At 61.2% G+C, this 22,636-nt stretch carries 12 protein-coding genes; 11 read left to right on the forward strand and 1 reads right to left on the reverse strand.

Features of this window, described 5'->3' with window-relative positions; all coding sequences use genetic code 11:
- Positions 1-671: 671 nt before the first annotated feature.
- The 11 genes from JKG68_RS09855 to JKG68_RS09905 all read left to right on the forward strand — a co-directional run bounded on the left by JKG68_RS09855 (position 672) and on the right by JKG68_RS09905 (position 20,857).
- Positions 672-1,982, forward strand: a complete 1,311-nt coding sequence (locus JKG68_RS09855; RefSeq protein ID WP_202058784.1) for a nucleotide sugar dehydrogenase — start codon at positions 672-674, stop codon at positions 1,980-1,982.
- Positions 1,954-3,501, forward strand: coding sequence for a glycosyltransferase (locus tag JKG68_RS09860; RefSeq protein WP_312890767.1), 1,548 nt, complete (start codon positions 1,954-1,956; stop codon positions 3,499-3,501). Before JKG68_RS09855 ends, JKG68_RS09860 begins: the two co-directional genes overlap by 29 nt.
- A 30-nt stretch (positions 3,502-3,531) precedes the next feature.
- Positions 3,532-4,740, forward strand: a complete 1,209-nt coding sequence (locus JKG68_RS09865; protein ID WP_202058788.1) for a PilZ domain-containing protein — start codon at positions 3,532-3,534, stop codon at positions 4,738-4,740.
- Positions 4,741-4,792: 52 nt separating this feature from the next.
- Positions 4,793-6,211, forward strand: a complete 1,419-nt coding sequence (locus JKG68_RS09870) for a mannose-1-phosphate guanylyltransferase/mannose-6-phosphate isomerase (RefSeq protein ID WP_202058790.1) — start codon at positions 4,793-4,795, stop codon at positions 6,209-6,211.
- Complete coding sequence (locus JKG68_RS09875; RefSeq protein WP_202058792.1) at positions 6,189-9,920, forward strand: right-handed parallel beta-helix repeat-containing protein; 3,732 nt, start codon at positions 6,189-6,191, stop codon at positions 9,918-9,920. The genes JKG68_RS09870 and JKG68_RS09875 overlap by 23 nt, the downstream gene beginning before the upstream one ends.
- A 7-nt stretch (positions 9,921-9,927) precedes the next feature.
- Positions 9,928-11,025 carry an alginate lyase family protein gene (locus JKG68_RS09880; protein WP_202058794.1) on the forward strand — a complete coding sequence of 366 codons (1,098 nt, stop codon included), beginning with the start codon at positions 9,928-9,930 and terminating at the stop codon, positions 11,023-11,025.
- Positions 11,025-13,955 carry a tetratricopeptide repeat protein gene (locus tag JKG68_RS09885; protein WP_202058796.1) on the forward strand — a complete coding sequence of 977 codons (2,931 nt, stop codon included), beginning with the start codon at positions 11,025-11,027 and terminating at the stop codon, positions 13,953-13,955. Before JKG68_RS09880 ends, JKG68_RS09885 begins: the two co-directional genes overlap by 1 nt.
- A gap of 69 nt (positions 13,956-14,024) precedes the next feature.
- On the forward strand, positions 14,025-16,874 hold the full coding sequence (locus JKG68_RS09890; protein WP_202058798.1) for a tetratricopeptide repeat protein: 2,850 nt from the start codon (positions 14,025-14,027) through the stop codon (positions 16,872-16,874).
- A 70-nt stretch (positions 16,875-16,944) separates the two neighbouring features.
- Complete coding sequence (locus JKG68_RS09895; RefSeq protein WP_202058800.1) at positions 16,945-18,282, forward strand: tetratricopeptide repeat protein; 1,338 nt, start codon at positions 16,945-16,947, stop codon at positions 18,280-18,282.
- Positions 18,283-18,938: 656 nt separating this feature from the next.
- Entirely contained in the window at positions 18,939-19,718 is a 780-nt protein-coding gene (locus JKG68_RS33350) for a LuxR C-terminal-related transcriptional regulator (RefSeq protein ID WP_246515276.1), read from the forward strand.
- Positions 19,719-20,110: 392 nt separating this feature from the next.
- Positions 20,111-20,857, forward strand: coding sequence for a response regulator transcription factor (locus JKG68_RS09905; protein ID WP_202058802.1), 747 nt, complete (start codon positions 20,111-20,113; stop codon positions 20,855-20,857).
- A gap of 82 nt (positions 20,858-20,939) precedes the next feature.
- On the opposite strand, the gene JKG68_RS09910 is transcribed toward JKG68_RS09905, so the two are convergent.
- Positions 20,940-22,580, reverse strand: a complete 1,641-nt coding sequence (locus tag JKG68_RS09910; protein ID WP_202058804.1) for a GMC family oxidoreductase — start codon at positions 22,578-22,580, stop codon at positions 20,940-20,942.
- Positions 22,581-22,636 lie beyond the last annotated feature (56 nt).

Consider the following 22,636-nt stretch of genomic DNA (forward strand, 5'->3'; position numbering starts at 1 on the left):
CAGTACACGCAATTCCCGGACTGTATTCTCTTGTCTGCGCAAGAGTCATGATATCAAGTGACGCTCTCGACGACGTTGCTGCAAAGGAACCTCGCGATCCGACCTCCTGCACTTCAGGTGAGTGCCGCCAGCGCCGCTGCTCCATGACCGATGAACCAAGTTGCATGTTCGGTGCCGTGCGGGGGGCTGAGCCTGCCCTGCAAACCCGGGACCGAAAGGATTAGGAGCGCTTGGATTAAGCTGCCTCCGAAAGAGGTAGAAATGTATCAAGGTCACGCCTGTTGGCTGCAAACACATGGGTGATCGTGTCTCCCTCGTACACGCCGTAGCGGATCGCGGTTTTCCGTTCCTGGATTGTGTTGCGTGTCGGGTGGATGGCTGGAGCATCGGACGCTAAACAGGAAGCGAACTCTTCACGCGCAGATCGGCTGCTCGTCTTGCTCGGTCCAGTGCCGGCTCTTCGGACAAGAGGGCCTTCAAGAGGGAACAGGGGCTCTTTTGAGCTAAATCTGGCCTTTAGAAGGAGTAATGCTTTGCTTATCCCTAGGGGGTATCTCTCCAGCCGAAATAGTGACGAGCTTTTAAATGGAGCAGTAGTATTTATTGGGCTGTACCCGGCGCCTTTTAGCATTCGCGCCTCGATTTCACTGTCATTCAGCAGGAACAGCCTAATGCAAATTAGTGTTTTTGGAATTGGCTACGTAGGAGCTGTTTCGGCGGCATGCTTAGCCAATGACGGCCATAACGTCATTGCAGTCGATCCAAACCCTCAAAAGGTCGAGCCTCTCAATGCGGGCATCAGCCCGATTGTCGAGCCTGGGCTGAGCGACTTCATCCAGAGCGGGATCCGCAACAAGCGCCTCACCGCGACCAGCGATGTGCGCGAGGCCGTAAACGGGACCGATATCTCCTTCGTCTGCGTCGGAACTCCGTCGCGTTCCAACGGCTCGCTCGACACGGCCTATGTCACGGCCGCCGCCGAGCAGATCGGCGCGGCAATCCGGGAGAAGAACTCCTTCCACTCCGTGGTCATGCGCTCGACCATCCTGCCGGGCACGATGGAAAGCATCGTTCTGCCGGCGCTGGAGCGTGCTTCGGGCCGGCAGGCCGGCGTGGGCTTCGGTGTTGCATACTATCCGGAGTTCCTGCGGGAAAGCACCGCAATTGCCGATTACTACGATCCGGGCGCAATCATCTTTGGACGTCATGACCAGATGACGGTGGATCGTCTTCTCGAGATCCACAAGATCTTCAAGGTCGAGCCCCGGGTCGTGTCGATCCGCACGGCGGAGGCGGTGAAGTACACCAACAACGCTTGGCACGCGCTCAAGATCAGCTTCGCCAACGAGATCGGCAACATCTGCAAAGAGGCCGGCATCGACGGTCACGCCGTCATGGACGTCCTTTGCGCCGACAACCGCCTGAACATTTCCAAGGCCTACCTCAAGCCCGGATTTGCCTTCGGCGGCTCCTGCCTGCCCAAGGATCTCCGTGCACTGCGCTTCGCTGCCCGTAAGCTGGATGTGCCGACGCCCATCCTGGACGCCACGATGCAGGCAAACGAAGAGCAGCTGCGCCGTGCCTACTCCATGGTCGCCGCGACCGGCAAGCGCCGGATCGGCATCATCGGCTTGAGCTTCAAGCCGGAGACGGACGACCTGCGTGAGAGCCCGCTGGTGGAACTCGCCGAGCGTCTTTTCGGCCGCGGATACGACATCCGCATCTATGACCCGAACATTCAGGTCTCCAAGCTGACCGGGGCGAACCTCCAGTTCGTGAAGGCTCACCTGCCTCACCTCGCATCGCTGCTGACGACAGACATCAACGAGGTCGTTGATCACGCGGAAGTCTTCGTGCTCGGCAATCGCGATGAAGCCAAGCGGCTCATGGACGTCGTCAGTGATGACCGGCCTCTCATTGATCTCGTCCGTATCGACCAGGCAAGGTGCTCAGGTGACCTTTATCAAGGAATCTGCTGGTAATTCCAGCAGCATCCGGCTCTCCGAGTCGGTTGGGGCTCATATCCTCTATGTCGTGGCTGTGGCAGCTTTCGCTGCCGCACTCCCGACGGAGGCATATGCCTCCGTCAGCGCCGGCGTAGTCGGGACCATCGGCTTCCTTGCGATGTGGCGCTACGGATGGGGGCTTCTGCACTTCATCCGTGCGCTCATCTTTCGCAAGTCGGTCTTCCCGCGCATGCGCCAAGCCGCCAGCGCGGTCATCAAGCAGGATCCGCCCAACGCCTTCCTGCTGGTGACGACGTTCCGCATCGATAGTGCCGTCACCACGCGCGTCTACAAGGCCGCCTTCGAGGCTGCCCTTGCCGCGCCAGGCAAGGCCACGATCGTCGCGTCCGTTGTCGAGGCCGGCGACCAACGGCTCGTGAAGGCTCTGTTTCACGCAATCTGCGGCGATCAGGACAAGGTCGACCTGGTCGTCGTCAGGATCGCCGGAACGGGGAAGCGCGATGCGCTCGCCTATGGCTTCAGAGCCATCGCGCGCCGCACGCCGGCGGACAACGACGTGGTTGCCGTCATCGACGGCGACAGCATCGTGCCGCCTGATCTCATTCAAAAATGCGCCGGATTCTTTCAGCTCGACCCGGCCGTGGGCGCACTGACGACGGACGAGCTGAGCGAAGTGCGCGGCAGCCGCATCTTCCAGGAGTGGTATGCTCTGCGCTTTGCCCAGCGTCACACCCTCATGTCGTCCATGGGCTATTCCGAGCGCGTCCTCACTCTGACCGGCCGTATGGCGATGTTCCGGGCGAGCATCATCTGCAATCCGGAGTTCATAAGACAGGTAGAGCTCGACTACATCGATCACTGGCGTCTCGGGCGCTTCAAGTTTCTCACCGGCGACGACAAGTCGAGCTGGTTCTGGCTTCTCCGCAACGGCTACAAGATGCTCTACGTGCCCGACATCGTCGTGCTGACCGTCGAGGATCCGCCATCGGAGAACTTCGTATCGGCGGCTGCGATGCTGATGGTTCGGTGGTTCGGCAACATGTTGCGCACGAACTCACGGGCCCTGGCCCTCGGACCGCGGCGGATCGGGCTGTTCACCTGGTGGGCCATTCTGGACCAGCGCATGTCCATGTGGACGTCCATCGTCGGGTTCGTGGTTGCGTTGCTCGCCGGGATCTTTGTCAGTGGATATGCGTTGCTTCTATATGCCTTGTGGATCCTCACATCGCGATATGTGCTGACACTCTCTCTGTTGGCCTCGCGTCCACGGGTATCGGTCTTCTATCCCTTCCTTCTCTACTTCAATCAGATCTTCGGATCGCTCGTCAAAGTCCACGTGACGTTCCGCCTGGATCGTCAGAAGTGGACAAGACAGAAGACGACTTCTGCGACGAAAGCTGCAAAGCGCCCTCTGATCGCGAGCAACTTCATGTCAGCCTACATGCACAGCCTTTCGCTTGCGGCGTTCGTCACTGTGCTGGCCTGGGGCATGAATGTGCTTCCGACACCGCGAGCCTTTCTCTTTTTTCCATAACACTAGCGATGCCGACCTGGAGACCGTTCGATGACGAAGATCACGCATGAAGCCGAAGTTCAAAGGCAACACCCTCGCTACCGGCTTCCGGTAAGATGCATTCATAACGGAACGCAGATCTCGGTGGTCGACGTGTCGGTGGGTGGGCTTGGCCTGCGAGCCGGTTCCTTGTCCGTCCAGCCTGGGCGCGTGCTCGATCTTACCCTCGTCTTCCCGTTCAGCGGCTATGAGCTGACGCTGCCGATCAACGCCGAGGTTCGCTACATCGCTGAGGAGCACAGCCGGATCGGGCTTCGGTTCGTTGACGTTTCTCCGCGCCAGCACAACCTTCTTCGTTTCATTCTCGATGCCTATCTCTCCGGAGAAGTGGTGGAGGCCGGCGACATTCTGGACGTCGTCTCGCGTCGGAATGAAGGAAAGACCCGCGAGGTTCCTCAACGTCCCCAGCCCGTGGGGTTCATGGCCAATGTCGCGCATCATGGGCGCAGCGTTGCAGGCTATGTGGGAATCGGCGCGGCAACGTTGCTCCTCCTCGGCTTCGTCGGCATGGGTGTTTTCGAAAGGATGTACCTCATCCCGGCGCAAACCGCCCAGATCACCGCCGATCTCGTGAATGTGCCGGCTCCTTCCAACGGGCAGCTGACCTTTGTTGCGACCGGCAATGAGGTCAAGGCAGGCGAGCCGCTCCTGACCATTCAGGGGCCGCAGGGCAGCAGTGTCGTGATCGACAGCCCATGCAACTGCCTGGTGCAGACGCGTTACAGCCGCGCATCGAACTTCGTTCGCGAGGGCATGCCGGTTCTTGCCCTCCGCGAGAAGACCAGCACGCCTTACGTGGCTGCCAGCATTCCCCAGGATCAGGTTCTTCGGTTCTACCGTGGAGCAAGTGCCACGATCGAGTATGCGGACGGTACCCGCGTCCGCGGCTCTCAGATCGAGCGTCTTCCAACCCTGCCGGACGACAATGCTTCGGTCGGCCGGTTCTTCGTGAAGTTGGCTCCTGGGAGAGATTTGGAAACATCGACCATAGGCCAGCCCGTGTCCGTTGTTTTCGATACCTTCTCGGGATCGTCCATTGCAGCGGCAGCCAATAAGCTTCAGGCTGCGATGAACTGGGCCGGTAATCGGATTGCCTCCGTTTTCGGCGGAAACAGTGATGTGGCGAACGCGCCCAAGAAGGCCAAAGAGCCTGGAACCACCACTGGGAGCCGCCTGGCTGGAGTCACGTCCGAGCAATGATCCATTCCGGGGATTATCCGGAAAATTCAATCAACAAATTTGGAGATCGACAATGGATAACATCATTCCGGTTTTGATGTGCGGTGGATCGGGCACCCGTCTCTGGCCAGTCTCGCGTTCCAGTGAGCCGAAGCAATTCCATGCGCTTTCTGGCGATACCAGCCTGTTTCAGCAGACGGTCGAACGGTTCCGCACGGATCTCTATGCTGAGCCGCTGATCATCGTGAACACCAACCACCGCGATCTGGCGCTGCGTGAAATCGGCCAGCTGAGTGCGGGCACGGCCCGTCTGCTCGTCGAGCCCTGCGTTCGCAGCACAGGTCCGGCAATCGCAGCCGCGGCCGCTCTGATCGCCGAAGAAGATCCTGACCGGCTGATGCTCGTGGCTCCCAGCGATCACCTGATCGAGCAGTCCGAGGTGTTCTCCCAGGCTGTGGCGCAGGCAGCGGCCGCAGCGCGGCAGGGCCAGATCGTGCTCTTCGGCATTCGCCCCACTCACCCCGAGACCGGGTTCGGCTACATCGAGACGGGCGAAGCCTTCAACGAGTCGAGCTTCAAGGTGTCGGGTTTCGTCGAGAAGCCTAAGCGGGCCGATGCGGAGACCCTGGTCGCCGGCGGCAAGCACCTCTGGAACAGCGGGATCTTCATGTTCACCGCCCGCACGATCCTCGAGGAGCTGGAGCGGTATGCTCCTGAGGTGCTCGCCTGCGCCCGTCGCGCCCTTTCCAATTCACAGCGTGGCAATGATACCATTCGACTGGCGGCGGAGTTCGACACGGCGCCCGTGATCTCCATCGACTATGCGGTCATGGAGCGCAGCGAGCGTCTCGTCTGCGTGCCTGTCGCGCCTGAGTGGCGTGACCTTGGATCGTGGTCGGCGCTCTGGGATGTCGGTGCCAAGGACGGAAACGGCAACGTTCTGCGCGGCGACACGATCCTCCAGGACGTTCGCGACAGCTACGTCCATGGAAACTCTCGACTGGTGGCCGTCATGGGCGTCGAGAAGGTGGTCGTGATCGATACTGCCGACGCCGTTCTTGTGGGATCGCTGGACCAGGCGCAGAACGTCGGCCGGTTGGCTGCGGAGCTTGCTGCCGCAAAGCGGCCTGAGGCGAGCCTGCACCGCAAGGTCCGCCGTCCGTGGGGATCTTACGAGTCGCTGCGCGTCGGAGAGAGCTTCCAGGTCAAGCACATCATCGTTGATGTGGCGGGCCGCCTCTCGCTGCAGTATCACCACCATCGCTCCGAGCATTGGACGGTTGTGTCGGGAACCGCGCGCGTGACGGTCGGTGACAATGTCTCCGTCATGACCGCGAACCAGTCCGTCTATATCCCGAAGGGCGACGTCCACCGGCTGGAGAACATCGGCGATGAGGAACTGCATCTGATCGAAGTTCAGTGCGGCACCTATCTCGGCGAAGACGACATCGTGCGTCTGGAGGATCAGTATGACCGTATCGTCACGATCTGACGGTCGTCGCGGCTTGCGCATAGCGGCCCTCTTTCTGTCCATGGCGCTGGGATCCAGCGCCATGGCACAGGAGGCGAACGAGGTCTCCCGGCTTGCCGACGAAGCACGCCAGGCATTCCTTTCCGCTGAGCAGGGAGGACTCAACGCCAAGCAGAAGGCTGGGTTCTACCAGACTGCGCGGGCCCGGGTTAAACTGATTGAGAAGTTCGCAAACCAGAGCACCTCCGGCTCCTCTGAATTGCGGGACGGTGCACGAGCAGAGCTGAGCCGGCTGAGCGACGATGGCTTGGACCACGACATGTTGGGGTCGATGCTCCTGCAGTCCTCCCTCGGCGATTTCACCGGCCCCCAGGCGGGCGCCGAACGGATCGAGGCCGGCGTCAACCTGCACCAGATCGCAAGCGAGCAGAGGTCGCCCGCCTACCGCGCGGCGGCCTATCTGGAACTCGCGCACGCTTACGGCAAGCTTGGCGTTCAGGACCGGGCTTTGAGGTATGCATCCCTGGCTCTCGATGTTGCAGCAACGATTCCGGAGATCGGCGAACAGGCCGGCGCCTACAATGCGGTGGCTCGCCTGGCATCCGGCTTGGGCCCGACCGGGGTTGCTCTGGCCAACAGGTCCATCGGTCTGATCCCCCGCACCCGTGACCGGGCCTATGCGCGCCACGATCTAGCGCGGGATCAACTCAAGGGAACGCCATGGGAGAAGGTTGCCGATGCCAAGTTGAAGGCGGAAGCTCGGCGGCGTCTGGCTGCCGCTGACCTGCCGGGAAGCATCCAGCTGGCACTTGCCCTGTCGGACAGCGGCGAGCGGGACGAACTGCTCTCCGACTTGGTCACGGCTGCCGGCAAGCAGCAGGCCTTCGACGTGGCCCTTGCGGCAGCACAAGGATCCTTTGACTCCTCCAAACAGAACAAGGCCATCGCGGGTATAGTGAAGGAGCATATATCCCGGGGAACGCCGCTTCAGGCCGCCGAGATCGTTGAGCGTATGCAGGACGGCCCTGCTCGCGTTTCCGTTCAGCTGGCGCTTGCCACCGAGCTCGCGCGGTCCGGCTATGGCGGCATGGCCGATCAACTGTTCTCGACAAGCCTGAAAAGCGTGGAGTCGTCCAAGGAGGCGGTCCAGAAGGCGCTCCTTCCCGATGTGGTGCGGGCGCTGACGCGGGCGGAACGCTTTGATCACGCATTGCGCTTTGCCGAACGTATGGAAGCCGGGTCCGAAACATCGTCTGCTCTGAGCGATCTTGCAAAGCGCCTGGCGGACAAGGAGCGCTTGGCCGATGCGGAGGCTCTGTTGCCTCGGATCCAGGAGAAGGACCACCGCTCACACGCATTGAGCGGGATCGGACGGACGAAGGCAAAAGCTGGCGACGTCGCCAGCGCAATGCATCTCACGTCCGAACTCACGAATGCCGAAGATCTGGGCCGCGTTCTTTCCGGTGTTGTACGAAGCCACTCCACGTCGGGCGATTTTGCGCAGGCGGTGTCCGTGGCCGAGCGTATCGAGAACCCTGAATTCAAGGTTGAGGCATGGACCGAAATCGCCCGCCTGGCTTGGCAAAAGCGGAATGGCGATATCGGCAACCGTGCGATCGGTGAGTTGGCCCGGACCGCCGATGGTCAAGAGCCCTCGTTGCGAGACAAGGCGTTCCTGAGCATTGTGAAGCTGCTGGCGGAGGCGGGCAATAAAGCTCAGGCCAATGAAGTCAAGCAGCGCATTGCCGATGAGATGATGCGTGTCCGTGCCGAGGAGCTCATCGTCAGCGCCGAAGCAAAGGACGCGGTGGAGCAGAGTAAGCGCGGCGATATGCCGGATGCACTGCTGAAGCGCAGCTTCGGCAAGCTGACGAACGATCAGGACAAGGCCGATTTATCAACCGAACTGGCTGCTCTTCCCAATGGAGTTATCGCGGCCGCAGATCTCATTCGTTCGATCCAGGACGATCGATCCAGAGGTGCGGCCTTCCGGAATTTAGCCCAGGCTCGCGCCGGCTATCTCCTGACTCCGTCGAAAGTTGAGCCGAGCGATGCAGAGGCAGAGATCGCGGCGCAGAACGCCAGCGAAACAGGCGAGTCCTCCCAGGAAATCCAGACCCGCCGCGGGCTCACGATGGTCAGATTGGAATCGGGGCCAGCCGCAGGAGATCGCATCCGGGCACCTCGGACCTTCGCGAAAGCCGATGATGTTCGTGCGAAAGCACCATGGCCGAGCGGCGCCGTGGTGGGGAGCACTTTTGCCAATCACAACCCTTACATTTCCAAATTCCTCGATGACGGAGAGGACGGTGCAACCCGTCTTGAACAAGCAATCCGCTACCAAGGCCTGCCGTCTCCACGGATCGTCGTCGTCCAGAGCGGCGTCGCGACCCTCGGCATGGTTGCTCGCCAGCTCCAGGGCAGCGATGCGCGTGACCTGATCACGTATGATCGTGGCCTCGTCACCGTGCGAGCTCCAATCTTTGTCGCTCCGGGCGCTACACTGCTTCTCTCTCGCCTGGACGCAACAGCCTATCGGTTGAGCGCGGATGCCGGTGCGTTCATCGTCAATGCGGGCGAGCTTCACGTCGTGGATGCGGAGATCGTGGGTTATGACGAGAAGGCTGGGCAACCTTCCTGGTCGGACAAGGATAGATTGGACCGGTTCCGCCCATTCCTTCTGACGTTTGGCGACGGCCGTACCAATGTGGCATCCTCCGTGCTCACTGCCATGGGGTATGACAATGCGAAGTCTTATGGCTTCACCTACTCGTCGGGACCGGATCGGGTTGCGGATCTGCGCGATCAGGCTCAGCCCACGGGGATCGTCGTCGACAATGTCTTCCGTAACTTCTACCTCGGCTTTCATGCCTATGAGGCAAAAGACGTTCAGGTCGTCGGCAACGAGTACCGGGACAGCATCGTCTATGCCGTGGATTCCCATGACCGTTCGAAGGGCCTCACGATTGCCTACAACACGGTCTACGGCACTCAGCTGAGGCATGGGATCACCATATCCCGCGAGGTGGACGATCACTGGGTTGCCGGTAACCTGTCGTTCGACAACGCGGGTTCCGGCATCGTCCTGGATCGCTACAGCACCAACAACGTTCTCCACCTCAACAGCTCTTTCGGCAACGCGCAGGATGGTATCACGGTCTTCGAGAGCTCCTGTAACATTCTGACCGACAACCATCTCGTCGGAAACAGGCGCGATGGCTTGAAGGTGCGCAACAGCATCGACGTCGGAGCCTACGGCAACAGAATCGAGGAGAATGCAAACTCCGGCGTCAGCGCCTACATCGCCAATCTTGCCGACGCAAAAGCAGGCGAGCAGCGAGATGCCGATGCCGGGTCCTATGCCCCGGTGACCAGCCTCTCCCTCCGGCACAATCGGTTCTCCGCCAATGGCGTCGGCATCAACACGCAGGGCGTGTCAGGGCTTGCGATGTTCTCCAACCAGTTCGTCAAGCAGTCGCGCCGTCTGCTCGGTGGAGACGTTCGTGGGCTGGAAGGACAGGTTTTGCGCCTTACATCTCGCTCAGATGTCCTCATTGCCAGCACCTGCCGACCCACCAAGCCAATCGTTGCATGCCGTCTGCGGGAACAGGGCTTCTTCCAGGACGGCGCCGATCTTCATGTCTTCAACTCCCAAGGCGGCTCCGACTGCACTGGAACGGATGGAAGTGTGCAGCAGCGGGCGTTCTCCAGCACATCCCAGGGCACATAGGGGCAGCATGAAACACGTTCTCGCATTCCTGCTCCTGAACCTTGTCGCCGCAGGTCCTGCTTATGCCCAGGCGAAGGTGCATGGCCTCTTCGATGTGGAGCTCCGTCGTGCCGCCCTGGCGCAACCGGCGCTGACCAGCGTACGGGCCGCCTGCTTGGCCATACCTCGCGACCCATCGTGGGGCAGCCTGAAGCCGATTGACGGCCTCAAGGCGACAGAAGGATACGGCACGGACGGCGCTGCCAACGATTACGCATGGGCCGTGATGGTGATGACCGGCCGAACGCTTGCCGGAGACACGGCGTCGGAGACGTCTCTGCGGGATCTGCTGCTTGCTTGGGCCAAGGCCAAGGCGTTCGAGAACACGGCGGTTGAGAACGACGCATATTATGCCCTCAAGCGTGTGCTGCTGCCGACCATAGTGGGCTATTCGGTGCTGCAGCGTGGGCTGGACGAGGGCCAGAGGCGCCTCATCACGGGCTGGATCGACCCTCTTGTGCGCAAGATCGATCGAACCTTCGACGGCGTCGTCGATCGCAACAACCACCGCTACCTGGCCGACAGCGTGCTGATGACCTGGGGTGCGGTCACTGGGGACGAATCCCTGTATGCCAAGGGCTACGACCGCTATCGCACCGTCTTGAAGGAGGCGCGCCCGGACGGAAGTCTTTCTCTGGAGACGCGACGCGGCGCCCGCGCCCTGTGGTACATGCGCCAGTCGCTGACGAGCCTCGCCGTAATGGCGGAGGTTGCCGCGACCCGTGGAGCGGACCTCTACGGTCATCGTGAAAACGAGGTGAACTTCGACCGCATCGTCTCGTATCTGCTGAACGGCATCGTCGAGCCTAATGTCGTCATGGCCTACGCGTCCGAGAACTACATTCCGGGCGGCGAGCAGGACTTCCGCCGCCAGGATATGGGCTTCCTGGCAAAGCGCAGCCATGGCCGTCACTACATGGCTTGGGCTGAGCCCGTGGTGGCGCGGGATCGACCCGGCCTCGCGACCAAGCGGCTCAAGGCGCTGTTCGTGCGCAATCTCCGCTCCGATCGTCCGCTCATCGATGAATTCGTCGGCGGCAACGCCACATGCTTTTGGGGACGCTAATGATGCGGATCAGTCTATGGCTCGCTTCCACTCTCGCGTCGGCGGCTCTCCTGACGGCGTCGACGGCCTGGTCGCAGAGCACGGCGGAGGCCGATCAGAGGAGCGTTTTCCGCGCTGCCGTGGAGAAGGTCGAGCAGTTACGGCAGCGCAATGATCCTGCCGCTCTCGTCGAGAGAGCCCAGCTCCTCCAGGATGGGCTGCCCGTGAGCGAGACGAATCCGCTCAAGCGGCCACAGCTGGACGAGGCTGAACGCCTTTACGAGCAGGCTTTGGCGATTCCCGGCGCGCATTGGCCGTCTGCCGCCCTTCGACGGGCAAAGCTGCTGTTGGCGCGCGACAAAGGACCTGCGTCGGTGGAGCGGGCTGCCGAATTGCTGCGGCGTGCGGCCGCCATGCAGAACCATGAGGCGGCTTTCGTTCTGGCGGGCCTGATGGAGGCCGGCATTGGCGGCAAGCGGGATATCGAAGGCGCCAAGAATCTTTACCAGATTGCCCTGCGGTCGGAACATGGCCCTGCCGGTCTTGCTTTGGCCCGCCTCGAGAGCGACCCCGCGAAAGCAAGCGTCTTCGCAACGCAGGGCTTGCGGATCCTCTTCCAAGAAGCAAGGCAGGGATCATCCGAGGCCGCAAGAACCCTGGCCGATCATTACCGTGCGACGAGCGAGGGGCCCGAGCGCCTGAGCGTTGCCGTCGAGTGGTATCAGCGTGCTTCCGATCTGGGGGATGGCGAAGCAGCTCTTCGTCTGGGACGTTTGCGCCTCGATCCGAGATCGGCCCTGCGCCAGCCGCAAGAGGCTCGGGCTGCCTTCGAAAAGGCGGCGCAACGCGGCTCCATCGAGGCGGCCATGATCCTCGCGGAAGATCCGTACAATGGGGCTGCGCTGAGCGTGCCGGCCAAATCGGCCGACCTTTGGCTTGATCGGGCTATCGAAACCAAGGCGCCGCGCGCCTTGGTTCTCGCAGCGGAGATTCGCAGTCAGTACGGCCTTGACGGGCGCGAAGCGGCGAAGGGGCTGCTCACCGAGGCGCTCCAGCACGTGGACAACGACGCAACCGCTCTCATCGCATTGGGCCGACATCTTCGCGACGGGGTTCTCATCAACCGTGACGTGCCGGTCGCGCTCAAACTCTTTGACAGGGCTGCGGCCAGCGACAACACGGCAGCATTGTACGAATTTGCGCGCTCGGCCCTGACCTACCGAGACGCAGCGACGGATGACACGCGAAAGACCGCGATTGAGCGGCTTCGGAGCGCGGCCGATCGGGGTCATGTCAAGGCCGCGGTTGCTATGGGCGACGCCCTGTTCCTGGGCAATGGCATCGCTCAATCTCAAGCAGACGCCATGCGCTGGTACCAGAAGGCAGCCGAGAGCGGATCTCCGACCGCCTATATCCGCCTTGGCGACCTTTATGCCGCCCATTCCTCCGGGATGGAGGCGCAACGCTCCCTGGAGTGGTATCGCAAGGCGGCCGAAGCCAACAGCGCCATTGCGATGGTCCGGCTCGGCAAGATGTTCAACGAGGGCAGGGGAGTCCCGCAGGATCAGGCGCTTGCCGCAACTTGGTTCAGTCGAGCGGCTGCCGCGGGCAGCGGCGCTGCCATGGTCGAACTGAGCGATCTCTATTCACGCGCCGGAGGGCCAGGGCATTTCAATCTGGCCCGGGAAGCGCTCGAGAAGGCTGTACGGGCCGGTGATGCCCGCGCGCCGATTGCTCTTGCGAAACTCTATCTCGCCCGTGGCGAGCGCCCACTGGCCGAGGCGGCGCTCCGGAAAGCTGCGGAAAGCGGCAGCGCAGAGGCAGCTCTCCATCTCGCGGAGTTGTATCTTTCCGTTCAGCCGACTGCCGAGCAGCAGAGTGCAGCGCGCCGCTGGCTTGCAACGGCCGAGAAGGTGATGGCCAACGATGACGGGCAGGCCAGCCGGATCGCGCTGGCATACCTGAAGCTGCCCGATGCCGGCTCCATCCAGCACGGCTCCTCCACGCTGGAAGCCCTGGTTCGGAAGAACAATGCGGAGGCCATGGCGGCATTTGCGACCGCTCTTCTGGAAGGAACGGGCGTGAAACGCGATGGAGTGCGCGCTGAAGCCCTGCTTCGACGCGCCGTTCAACTCGGGCACGACGGAGCCCGCTTCATCCTCGCGAAGGCCTATCGCGATGGCACCGCCCTCGAGCGCGATCCTGCTCGGGCCGTGGCGCTCTATCGTGAGATCTACAGCGATGAACCGGGCGACACCAAGGTTCAGCTCGCACTCGGGGATGCTTATGCTCGCGGCGAGGGCGTGACGCGGGATCGTCGTATGGCTGCAGAATTCTACGCCCAGGCCGCTCGCCAGGGAGATCCCGAAGGTCAAGTGCGCCTCGGTACGGCCTACCTGTATGGTGGCGGACTGCCCCGCGACAGCAAGATGTCCGAACATTGGCTTTCGCAGGCCGGTGAAACCGGGTTGATCGAGGCAAACGTTCATCTCGGCAGCGCGAAACTGTCCGGTTTGGGTGCGACTGTCGATGCAGAAGGTGCGTTCGCCTCCTATCTTCGCGCGGCGGAGGCCGGATCGCCTCCTGCGATGATCGAGGTGGCACGGGCCTTGATGAAGGGTGTCGGCACTCAGACGGATCCAGCCCTCGCCCGAACCTGGCTCGAGCGGGCAGCCAATGTCGGCTCACGGGATGCGATGTTCGAGCTCTATCGTCTGCACGATCTCGGCGCGAAGCCGAACTCGCGTGAATCCGATCGCTGGCTCAAGCAGGCAGCGCAAAGCGGCCATCCTGCCGCCATGTATCGCTTGGCGCTCCGGCATAAGCAGGCAGGATCGGAAAAAGACGAGCTGGCTGCTCGTGAGTGGCTCGAGAAGGCCGCGCAAGCCGGTCATCCGCAGGCTGTGAAAGCGCTTGGAAAGCAAGCCGTCGTGGCATCCGGCCCAGGCTGATCGGACTTGAGCACAATGAGCGAGACGGGACGGCAGGATGCAGGACGTACGAAGGAAGATCGGAGCTTGATGATGAAGACCCTCATCCGCAGCAATGGCACGAACTTGAACAAGACTGCACCGCGGATGCCGGGAGTATGTGCTGCAGCCGTAGCAACAGCACTTATGATGTTTGCCGCTCCGGTTCACGCTCAGGTGCCGCTGACCCGGTCTTTGGCGCCTAGCGCGGATTTCAGCAAGATTTGCACGCCGCTGCCCCAGCCTAAGTTGACGCGCGATTGGAGCAAATGGGACAAATCCCAACCCGTTCCCGATCCGGACGAGATGTACGACGCCGCGGTGCTTTACTCCGAAGGAGGGTCCGGTGTCGCGCGGGATCCTGTCGCGGCGCGCAGGCTCCTTGAGGATCTGGCCGACCGGGCTTGGGCCGGGAGAGGCCGGGCTCATTTCCGTCTCGGCAAGCTCCTGCTCGAGCCGGTTGCCGGGCCCGTCGATCCGGAACGGGCCGCGTACCACTTGGCCACTGCCGTATCGATGCTGAACATGGACGCATCGGTTCTGCTCGCCAAGCTTCATGAGCAGGGCCAGATCAGCACAGCGAACGTGGCGGAAGCCGAACGCCTGCTTCGAGCGGCTTCCGCTGCCGGCAACGTGGACGGCATCATCGGCTTGGCTCGGCTCCAGCGGAGCGGACGGATCGGCGACGTGCCTCAAGCCGCGACAAGCGATCTCGTCAATTTAGGTTTGCAGACTCTTTATGGAGAGTTGGGGCAGGGAAAATGCCGTGCCCTCTTTGAAATCGCCTCGATCCTGAGCGATGACTCTCTCGTGCCCGGCGGCCTGACGGAGGCCATGAAATGGTTCGAGGCGGCGGCCCGCCAGGGCGATCCCAAGGCCGATCTGGCATTGGCAGAGATTTATCTGGAAGGTCGGGCCAAAGCTGCTCCAGACATCATCATCGGGCATCTTACGCGGGCCGCGGAGGCAGGCGAGCCCCGCGCAATGGCCGTGCTGGGCGAGCGTCTGCTGCTCGGGGATCGCGCGCCGAAGGATGTGGGAAAGGCTGTGGTGTGGCTCGAACGGGCTGGCGCCAATGCCGATCCTGAAGCCTACAAGCTGCTCGCAAGACACTATCGCGGCGAGTTCGGTGAGGCTCAGAACCTTTCCAAGGCGGCTGATGCGCTGACCAGAGCCAGTGCCCTGCCAGGCCATACGACCAGCATCCTTGTCGGGCTTGCGCGGTTGCACGCCTCCGGGATCGACGGTCAGCCGGACATCAAGGCTGCCCTGACCTTCTATCGCCGGGCTGCCGATAGAGGCGACATCGGATCCCTCACGGACATGGCGAAACTCTTGCTTGCGCATCCGCAGGCCGCAAGCCAATCCGAGGAGCCCATGCGGCTTCTGAAGGAAGCTGCCGGACGCAGCAATCCCGAAGCCATGGGCCTGCTCGCCGATCTTTATACATGCAGTGCGGTGGTGCCCCAGGATTCCGCCCAAGCCAAGGCCTGGCTGGAGCGTGCGGCCGAGGCAGGCCATGCACGCAGCATCAATGCTCTTGCATCACAAGGGACAAGCGATCCGGCTGCAGCTCAACGGATGACGGCGGCCTTGCTCCAGGCTGCGGAGCGCGGCGACCGTGAGAGCATGATCCTGCTCTCCGATGCCTATCGCGCAGGGCACGGCGTAGCAGTCGACGAGAAGGCAGCGGAGCGCTGGCGCGCGGCTGCGCTGATGCCGGGAGAAGGACGTTCTCGTGCTCTGGTGCTGCTGGCCCGCAAGCTGATGAACGCCGAGGGCGAAGCGCGCGATGAGATCGCGGCTCGCAAGCTTCTCGAGGAGGCTGCCCAGGAAAACGATGCTGCAGCTCAACTCGAGCTCGGTCGTCTGCTGGTCGGAAAGCGCGGCCAGAGCACGGAGGCCGCAAGGGGGATCCAGCTTCTGCACAAAGTGGCAACCTCAGGAAACTCCGTGGCCATGCTGGCTCTGGCTGAGCAGTCAGGGGAGCAGCTTCAACCGACGGGCAAGACTGCCCTGGAGTGGAGAAAGGCTGCTGCCGATGCGGGCAACACCCGGGCGGCCATCACCCTTGCCTCATCAACAAAGGACGATGCTGAAGCGGCACGCTGGCTCGCTCGAGCAGAGGCGCTGCCGGTGTGTACGGCAAGGGACATGATCGACCTCTCGCAGGCCTACCACAAGACAGCGGGCGTCGAGCGCGCCAGCTCGTGGCTGAAGCGGGCGCAGAATGAGGTTCAGTCCGGTGCCCGGGATCCTGCGGTCCTGTTCCTGATCGGCCGGGTGATGGTCGAAGGCGTGGGTGGCACGACAAGCAAGCAGGAGGCTGTCGATTACATCAAGCTTTCTGCCGATGCGGGACGGGTTGAGGCTATGCGCTATCTCGGGCGTGGGTATGTGTCCGGGCAAGTGGGTGAGCATAACACCAGCGCTGCCATCGGATGGCTGTCCAAGGCCTTGCGCAGTGGCGATGCCAGCGTGGCTGCCGACCTTTCCCGGATTGCCGCAGTTCCCGGCAATGAAGGAGCGGAAGCGCTTGCGATCCTCAAAGAGAGTGCAGAAAGAGGGTTCGCGCCCGGCATGCGTGAATATGGCCGCAGCCTGCAGCTCGGTTTCGGCGTTCCTGCGCAGCCTGAAGCGGGTGCTGCCTGGTTGAGGAAAGCTGCGGATGCAGGGGATACGGGAGCCATGAAGGAGCTCTCCCGTGCTTATGCTTCGGGTTATGGGGTCGAGCTTTCGGCCCGTGCCAGCACGGAATGGCTGCAGCGCGCGGCACAGGCCGGCGATGCGGAGGCCATGTACAACCTCAGCCTCGCCATGACTTTAGGCTTTGGAACAGAGGTCAATGCCAGCGCTGCGCAGGAATGGCTGAAGACTGCCGAAGGGGCCGCTCGAAAGTGATGCTTGCGGTGATCGATTTAGGTGACGTGCTGACTATGTCCGCCTGCCTTGGGTGCATAGGAGATACAAAATGAACAAAACACTTCATATCCTGCTCCTGAGCTGCCTTGTCACGGGCACATCGTTTTCTGTGATGGCTGCTCCAAGCCAGGGCGCCGCTGCGCGGCCAGCGCCTGCAGCCGCGCAAGCTCCCACCCCTCCCACGCAGGCGCAGCTTCGCGCCATGTCGACGGCTCGGCTTCTTCGGTTAGGGCAGGCTGCTCTGACAGCCGAGATGGATACACCGGCCTTTGTCACCGGGCTTGATGCTGCCAAGATCGCATCGTCGCGCGGCGATCGCGAGGCGACGCGCCTGATCGCCAAGATCATGGCACGTAACCAGATCGTCCTGGGCGCCGACGATCGCGCCAAGCTCGAGCGCAGGTTCCGCTTCGAGGCACTTCGGGGCGCTTCGAGCTCGGTGCTTGCAGTCGCCGGAATGTATGACCGCGGCGATGGTGTGCCTGTCGATACGAAAAAGGCGGCGGAGTGGTATCTCTGGGCCGCGCGGGTCGGCCATGAGCGCGCCATGGCTCACGTCGCCTACGGTTTTGGTACGGGCCGCGGCTTGGAGCGCGACGAGAATGCCGCTCTGAAATGGATCGAGGGCGTGAACGAGGGCCGCCAGCGAAGCACTCTCCTTGACATCGGCTGGGCTCTTGCTCTGGGAACAGAAGGTTCCTCCGACATGACATCCGCCCTTCGGTTTTTCGAGCGCGCCGCGCAGCTCAAGCCGAGCATCGCATACCAGGTCGCGCTCGATCTGGAACGCGGAACGCGTGGGATTCAAGACCGCCAGGCGGCAAGCCACCTAATCAAGGTGGCTGCCGAGCGAGGCGACAGCGGCGCTGCAACTCACCTCGCCAATCTGCTTGCCGGCAGCAACAAAGTAGAGGATCAGCGGCAGGCTGTCCGGTGGTACAGCCTCGCAGCGCAGGACAAGGACAATGTCGCGGCCGGCCAGAGCCTCTCGCGTTTCCTGGCTCTGCGTCCCACGGGTGAACTCACCTCCGAGATCGTCGCGGGGCTCGAGAAGGCTGCAGCTGCAGGCAACAGCGAGGCGATGGTCGGTTTGGCGCATGCCTATTTGGAGGGCATTGGCGTTGCTGCGTCGCCGGAGCGAACCGTGAGCCTTCTGGAGCAGGCTGCGAGCGCAGGACTTCCTGAGGCCAAGTACCGCCTGGGGCTCATGTATAAGTCCGGCACCGGTGTTGCTGCCGACCTGAACAAAGCCATCGAACTCATGAGCAGCGCGCAGGAGAGCGGCTTTCCTCTGGCCGCTGTGGCCTTGAGTTCCATGACGGCGCCAGCCGCAAGCTCCGTGGCTGAAACGGTGGAGCAGCCGGCTGCCGGAACCAACGTCAAATAAGCTGCCCTAAGTTGGAGAACTGATCCCTCCTTGAGGTTTCTAGAGCATTTTCAGGTGAAGTGGATCCGGTTCACCGTTGAAAATGCGGCACAGCCAAGAAGAGAGCTGATTCCATGGAAAGGGAAACAGCTCTAGACCGGTCGAGGAGGGTTCAGGGCGAAGTCTTGAGTGCGTGCGCTCGCTGATTCAACTGCCGGACCAAGCAGCCTCAAAACCATGCTTATGTTTGCGCATAGGCTGTGTTCATTCGGCTCTGAACAATCGCTGCTCCGCGAGAAAAGATCGGCAGAACCCAGCATGGCATCGCGTCATCACAGGCGCGAATGCCCGCTCATAGGGATTAGAGTTAAACCCAAGCTTTGCCAGCTTATATCAGAATTGCCGGGTGCTCGGGAGTGTCCCTGATGCATCTTGCTTGCGGTTCTTAGACAATCATCGGCTATCTGATCGACATCATATTGCGCTCAATGACATAGTACTATGTGTAAGACGGCGTTGGATTACTGGCCTTGGCTCCAAGCTATGGCCGCGAGATCTCCAGCTCGAGGCGCCTCGTGCCTACCTCCTAAGCATAGGTGCATACCTCTTTTTTAGAGATGGTGAAAAAGACGTTAATTTGTACAATTTGAGGTAACCTCTGCGAAAGGTTCCCGCTGATGTCAAACCTCCTGCCGGTCACAACAGTCTTAGGCTGCAAGAACGCTATGCTCAGGGAGGGATTGAAGCACATTCTCTCGAGCACACGCTTCAAGTTGCATCCCGAGGACCTGACGAGAGTAAGGCAGGATCAATGGGAGGTAACGTCTCCCCTGCTTCTCATCATCGACACCAACCTTTTTCCCGATGGTTTGGCGGAGAATGTCTGGGCGCTGAAGCAGCAGTATCCGCATGCTCGCATCGTCGTGCTCTCAGACGGTTTCGACTTGGAAGACATGAAGTCGGCCTTCCAGTCAGGCGCGGATGGATACTGCCTCGCGACAACAGGCTGCGAGGCTTTGATCAAGTATCTTGATCTTGTCGTGCTCGGTGAGGTTGTTTTTCCTTCCGCAGCATTTCTCGCTGCAATCTCGACCTTCAGTGAGGAGGTCGATCCATCCAAAGAGACATCGGCAATCAAGGTATCGTCCCTGCCAACACCTCCGCCTGCGGAGGGACAGGACTCGCCTATTCGGACCTTGTCGACACGGGAAGCAGAGATTCTTCATTGCCTGATGCAAGGTGCGCCGAACAAAGTCATTGCACGTAAACTTGATGTAGCTGAAGCAACCGTCAAAGTGCACATCAAGGCAATTCTTCGAAAGATCAGGGTCGCCAACCGAACCCAAGCCGCAATGTGGGCGGTCAATCACCTGTCTGCGGGCGGCACGGATATGTCCTCGGCGCAGTCGAGCGAGAAACTTTCGGCCCAGGGGAATGCGTTGATGAGAGCCTTATAGGCTGACATCGTCACGCAGGCGAAATCGGCGCACTTCATAGATCGGACAAGGACCACCTGGCCCCTCCAGAGCCGCTCGTGCTTTCTCGCAACGCATGAGCGGGAGTGGCAGAGTGGCTGGCGCGGAAAGACTCCATAGTCAGTCAGCAAGCTCAATGATGATCAGTATTTAACTTTATAACGTAGTGTATGCGTCGGTTAAAGAATATTAAAACAAATTGAATGGGTAATCATTGCCTTCGATAAGACTATAAGCTAATTTTATGTTAATTCTACCAACTGCATCATCGAATCAAGACCAGAAAGGCATCTGCAATGCGGAAAACCTACGATCTTGATAGTCTGCCTCACCCAGGTGCATCCTCGTCTAAAGACGTCGCATATTCACGATACATGGAGCTCGCCCGCTCAACCGACCCGCTCTCAGGAGAGGTTTCGAGCGCCGCTTCCATCAAGACGTTCCTGGTTGAGCCGAATGCCCTGCTCAGAGAAGGCCTGAGACGAATCCTGGCCGATACGGTTTATTCCCCATCACCTGCCACTGGCGCCCTCGACGAGACTATATCCAGGCAGGCCCATGGCGGCGGCAATGTCGTGCTGATCATCGATGCAACACGCGATCACCAAGAGACATGCTGTCAGGCTCGTAAGCTGAAAGAGACGATCCCATCCGCGAAAGTGATCATGCTGGTGGAGCAATACGACCTCAAGCAAGTGCTTGAAGCCTTTCACGCCGGCGCGGATGCTTACCTGAAGAAGTCGATCTCCTGCGAGGTTCTCGTAAAATCGCTGGATCTCGTCATGCTGGGAGAGGCAATCTTCCCAGGTGCCATTCTCGAGCTTTTGCAGGATCAGAGGGCTCAGATCAGCGAGAGCAAGGACGAGGCTGCCTCCGATGAGCCTCATGAGATGGCTGCGCCTACCAAGGGTCTGTCCGTTCGCGAGACGGTCATCCTTCGCTGCCTTATGGATGGGGACTCGAACAAGATCATTGCTCGTAAGTTCGACATCACGGAAGCGACCGTCAAAGTGCATGTCAAAGCCATTCTGCGGAAGATTCAAGCAAAGAACCGGACGCAGGCCGCTATATGGGCCTCGAGCCATTTGCCGGCTAGCCGGCAAACGCCTCCTGCCGGCTAATTCTTCCTTCCAGGATCGATTCCGGTATCTGTAGGAGCCCGTGGGCTCCTACTTTCTTGCGGCAACCCTCTCACGTCCAAACTTACGCCGAACGCGCTGCAGGCGCCTGAGCCCGCAACTGATCTTCAAGGATCATCGCCGCTCCCTTCTCGGCGATCATCAGGGTCGGCGAATTGGTGTTGCCGCTCGTGATCGCCGGCATGACCGAGGCGTCGATCACGCGAAGACCCTCGATGCCGTGAACGCGCAGGCGAGCATCCGTCACGGCCATGGGATCGCTGTCGCGGCCCATCTTGGCCGTGCCGACCGGATGAAAGATCGTGGTGCCGATATCGCGAGCGCCGTGGAGCAACTCCTCATCCGTCGTCAGGTGCGCACCCGGCTTGTATTCCTCGGGATGATACTTCTGTAGAGCGGGCATCGAGACGATGTGCCGAACGATCCGCAGGGCATCAACCGCGACGCGCTGATCCTCCTCTGCCGACAGATAATTCGGACGGATGGCTGGAGGATCGCTCGCGTTGTGGCTGCGGATCCTGACCGTACCGCGGCTGGCAGGCCGCAGATTGCACACGCTGGCCGTGAATGCCGGGAAGGGGTGCGGATCCTCACCGAACTTGTCTAGGGACAGGGGCTGAATGTGGAACTGGAGGTTCGGGGTAGCGTAGTCCGGTGAGGACCGGGTGAAGGCTCCCAGCTGAGACGGTGCCATGGTCAGAGGGCCGCGCCTGAAGAGGGCGTATTCCACCGCCATGCGGCCCTTCTTGAACAGGGAGCGATAGTCCTCGTTGAGGGTGCGGACACCCTGAACCCGATAGATCGGGCGCAGCTGCAGATGATCCTGCAGGTTCTCGCCCACGCCGGGAAGGTGGTGGACGACATCGATGCCATGTTGCTGCAGCAGAGCGGCATCTCCGATGCCGGAGAGCTGCAGGAGCTGTGGCGACACAACAGCCCCTGCGGAGAGGATCACTTCCTTCCGGGCTGTGATGCGATGCAAGGTGCCGTTCTGCAGAAATTCCACGCCGGTCGCGCGCTTGCCGTCGAAGAGGATGCGCGTGGCATGGGCGTGGGTCTCGACCTTGAGGTTGGCGCGCGACAGAGCAGGTCTGAGGAAACCGCGCGCTGCCGACCAGCGCCGCCCGTTCTTCTGATTGACGTGGAAGTAGGAGATGCCTTCGTTGCTGCCCGTGTTGAAGTCGCTGACACGGGGGAGGCCTGCCTCGACGGCGGCCTCGATGAAGGTATCCAAGAGCTCCCAGCGGACACGAGGCGCCTCGACACGCCATTCCCCGCCCGCACCATGGTGCTCGCCGTCGCCGAGGTAATGGTCGAGGTGTTGGCGGAAGATGGGCTTCACATCATCCCAGCCCCAGCCTTCGAGACCCAACTGGCGCCAGTTGTCGTAGTCCTCGCGCTGACCGCGCATATAGATCATGGCGTTGATCGCGGAGGAGCCGCCCAGAACCTTCCCGCGAGGGTAGTTCAGCACACGACCGTTGAGGCCCTCTTCGGCCTCGGTCTTGAACAGCCAGTCGGCGCGAGGGTTCCCGATCGCGAAGAGATAGCCGACCGGAATGTGGAACCAGATCCAGTTGTCCTTCCCGCCAGCCTCGAGAAGGCAGACTTGATTCTGCGGATCCCGCGAAAGACGGTTCGCCAGAACGCATCCTGCCGAACCTGCACCGACGATGATGTAATCGACTGTATTGCTGCCTGACATGGTGCGGCTCAATCAAATGAGCCGGCGCTCGACGTGATAAGCGCCAGCAGGGTCTA

Origin of the sequence: Microvirga aerilata (assembly GCF_016743775.1) — a bacterium.
Taxonomy (GTDB): Bacteria; Pseudomonadota; Alphaproteobacteria; order Rhizobiales; family Beijerinckiaceae; genus Microvirga; species Microvirga aerilata.

What these genes read in the sequence shown, in the direction of transcription:
- JKG68_RS09855 (WP_202058784.1), top strand. Translation starts at nt 672, where the DNA reads ATGCAAATTAGTGTTTTTGGAATTGGCTACGTAGGAGCTGTTTCGGCG.
- JKG68_RS09865 (WP_202058788.1), top strand. Translation starts at nt 3,532, where the DNA reads ATGACGAAGATCACGCATGAAGCCGAAGTTCAAAGGCAACACCCTCGC.
- JKG68_RS09870 (WP_202058790.1), top strand. Translation starts at nt 4,793, where the DNA reads ATGGATAACATCATTCCGGTTTTGATGTGCGGTGGATCGGGCACCCGT.
- JKG68_RS09875 (WP_202058792.1), top strand. Translation starts at nt 6,189, where the DNA reads ATGACCGTATCGTCACGATCTGACGGTCGTCGCGGCTTGCGCATAGCG.
- JKG68_RS09880 (WP_202058794.1), top strand. Translation starts at nt 9,928, where the DNA reads ATGAAACACGTTCTCGCATTCCTGCTCCTGAACCTTGTCGCCGCAGGT.
- JKG68_RS09885 (WP_202058796.1), top strand. Translation starts at nt 11,025, where the DNA reads ATGATGCGGATCAGTCTATGGCTCGCTTCCACTCTCGCGTCGGCGGCT.
- JKG68_RS09890 (WP_202058798.1), top strand. Translation starts at nt 14,025, where the DNA reads ATGATGAAGACCCTCATCCGCAGCAATGGCACGAACTTGAACAAGACT.
- JKG68_RS09895 (WP_202058800.1), top strand. Translation starts at nt 16,945, where the DNA reads ATGAACAAAACACTTCATATCCTGCTCCTGAGCTGCCTTGTCACGGGC.
- JKG68_RS33350 (WP_246515276.1), top strand. Translation starts at nt 18,939, where the DNA reads ATGTCAAACCTCCTGCCGGTCACAACAGTCTTAGGCTGCAAGAACGCT.
- JKG68_RS09905 (WP_202058802.1), top strand. Translation starts at nt 20,111, where the DNA reads ATGGAGCTCGCCCGCTCAACCGACCCGCTCTCAGGAGAGGTTTCGAGC.
- JKG68_RS09910 (WP_202058804.1), bottom strand. Translation starts at nt 22,580, where the DNA reads ATGTCAGGCAGCAATACAGTCGATTACATCATCGTCGGTGCAGGTTCG.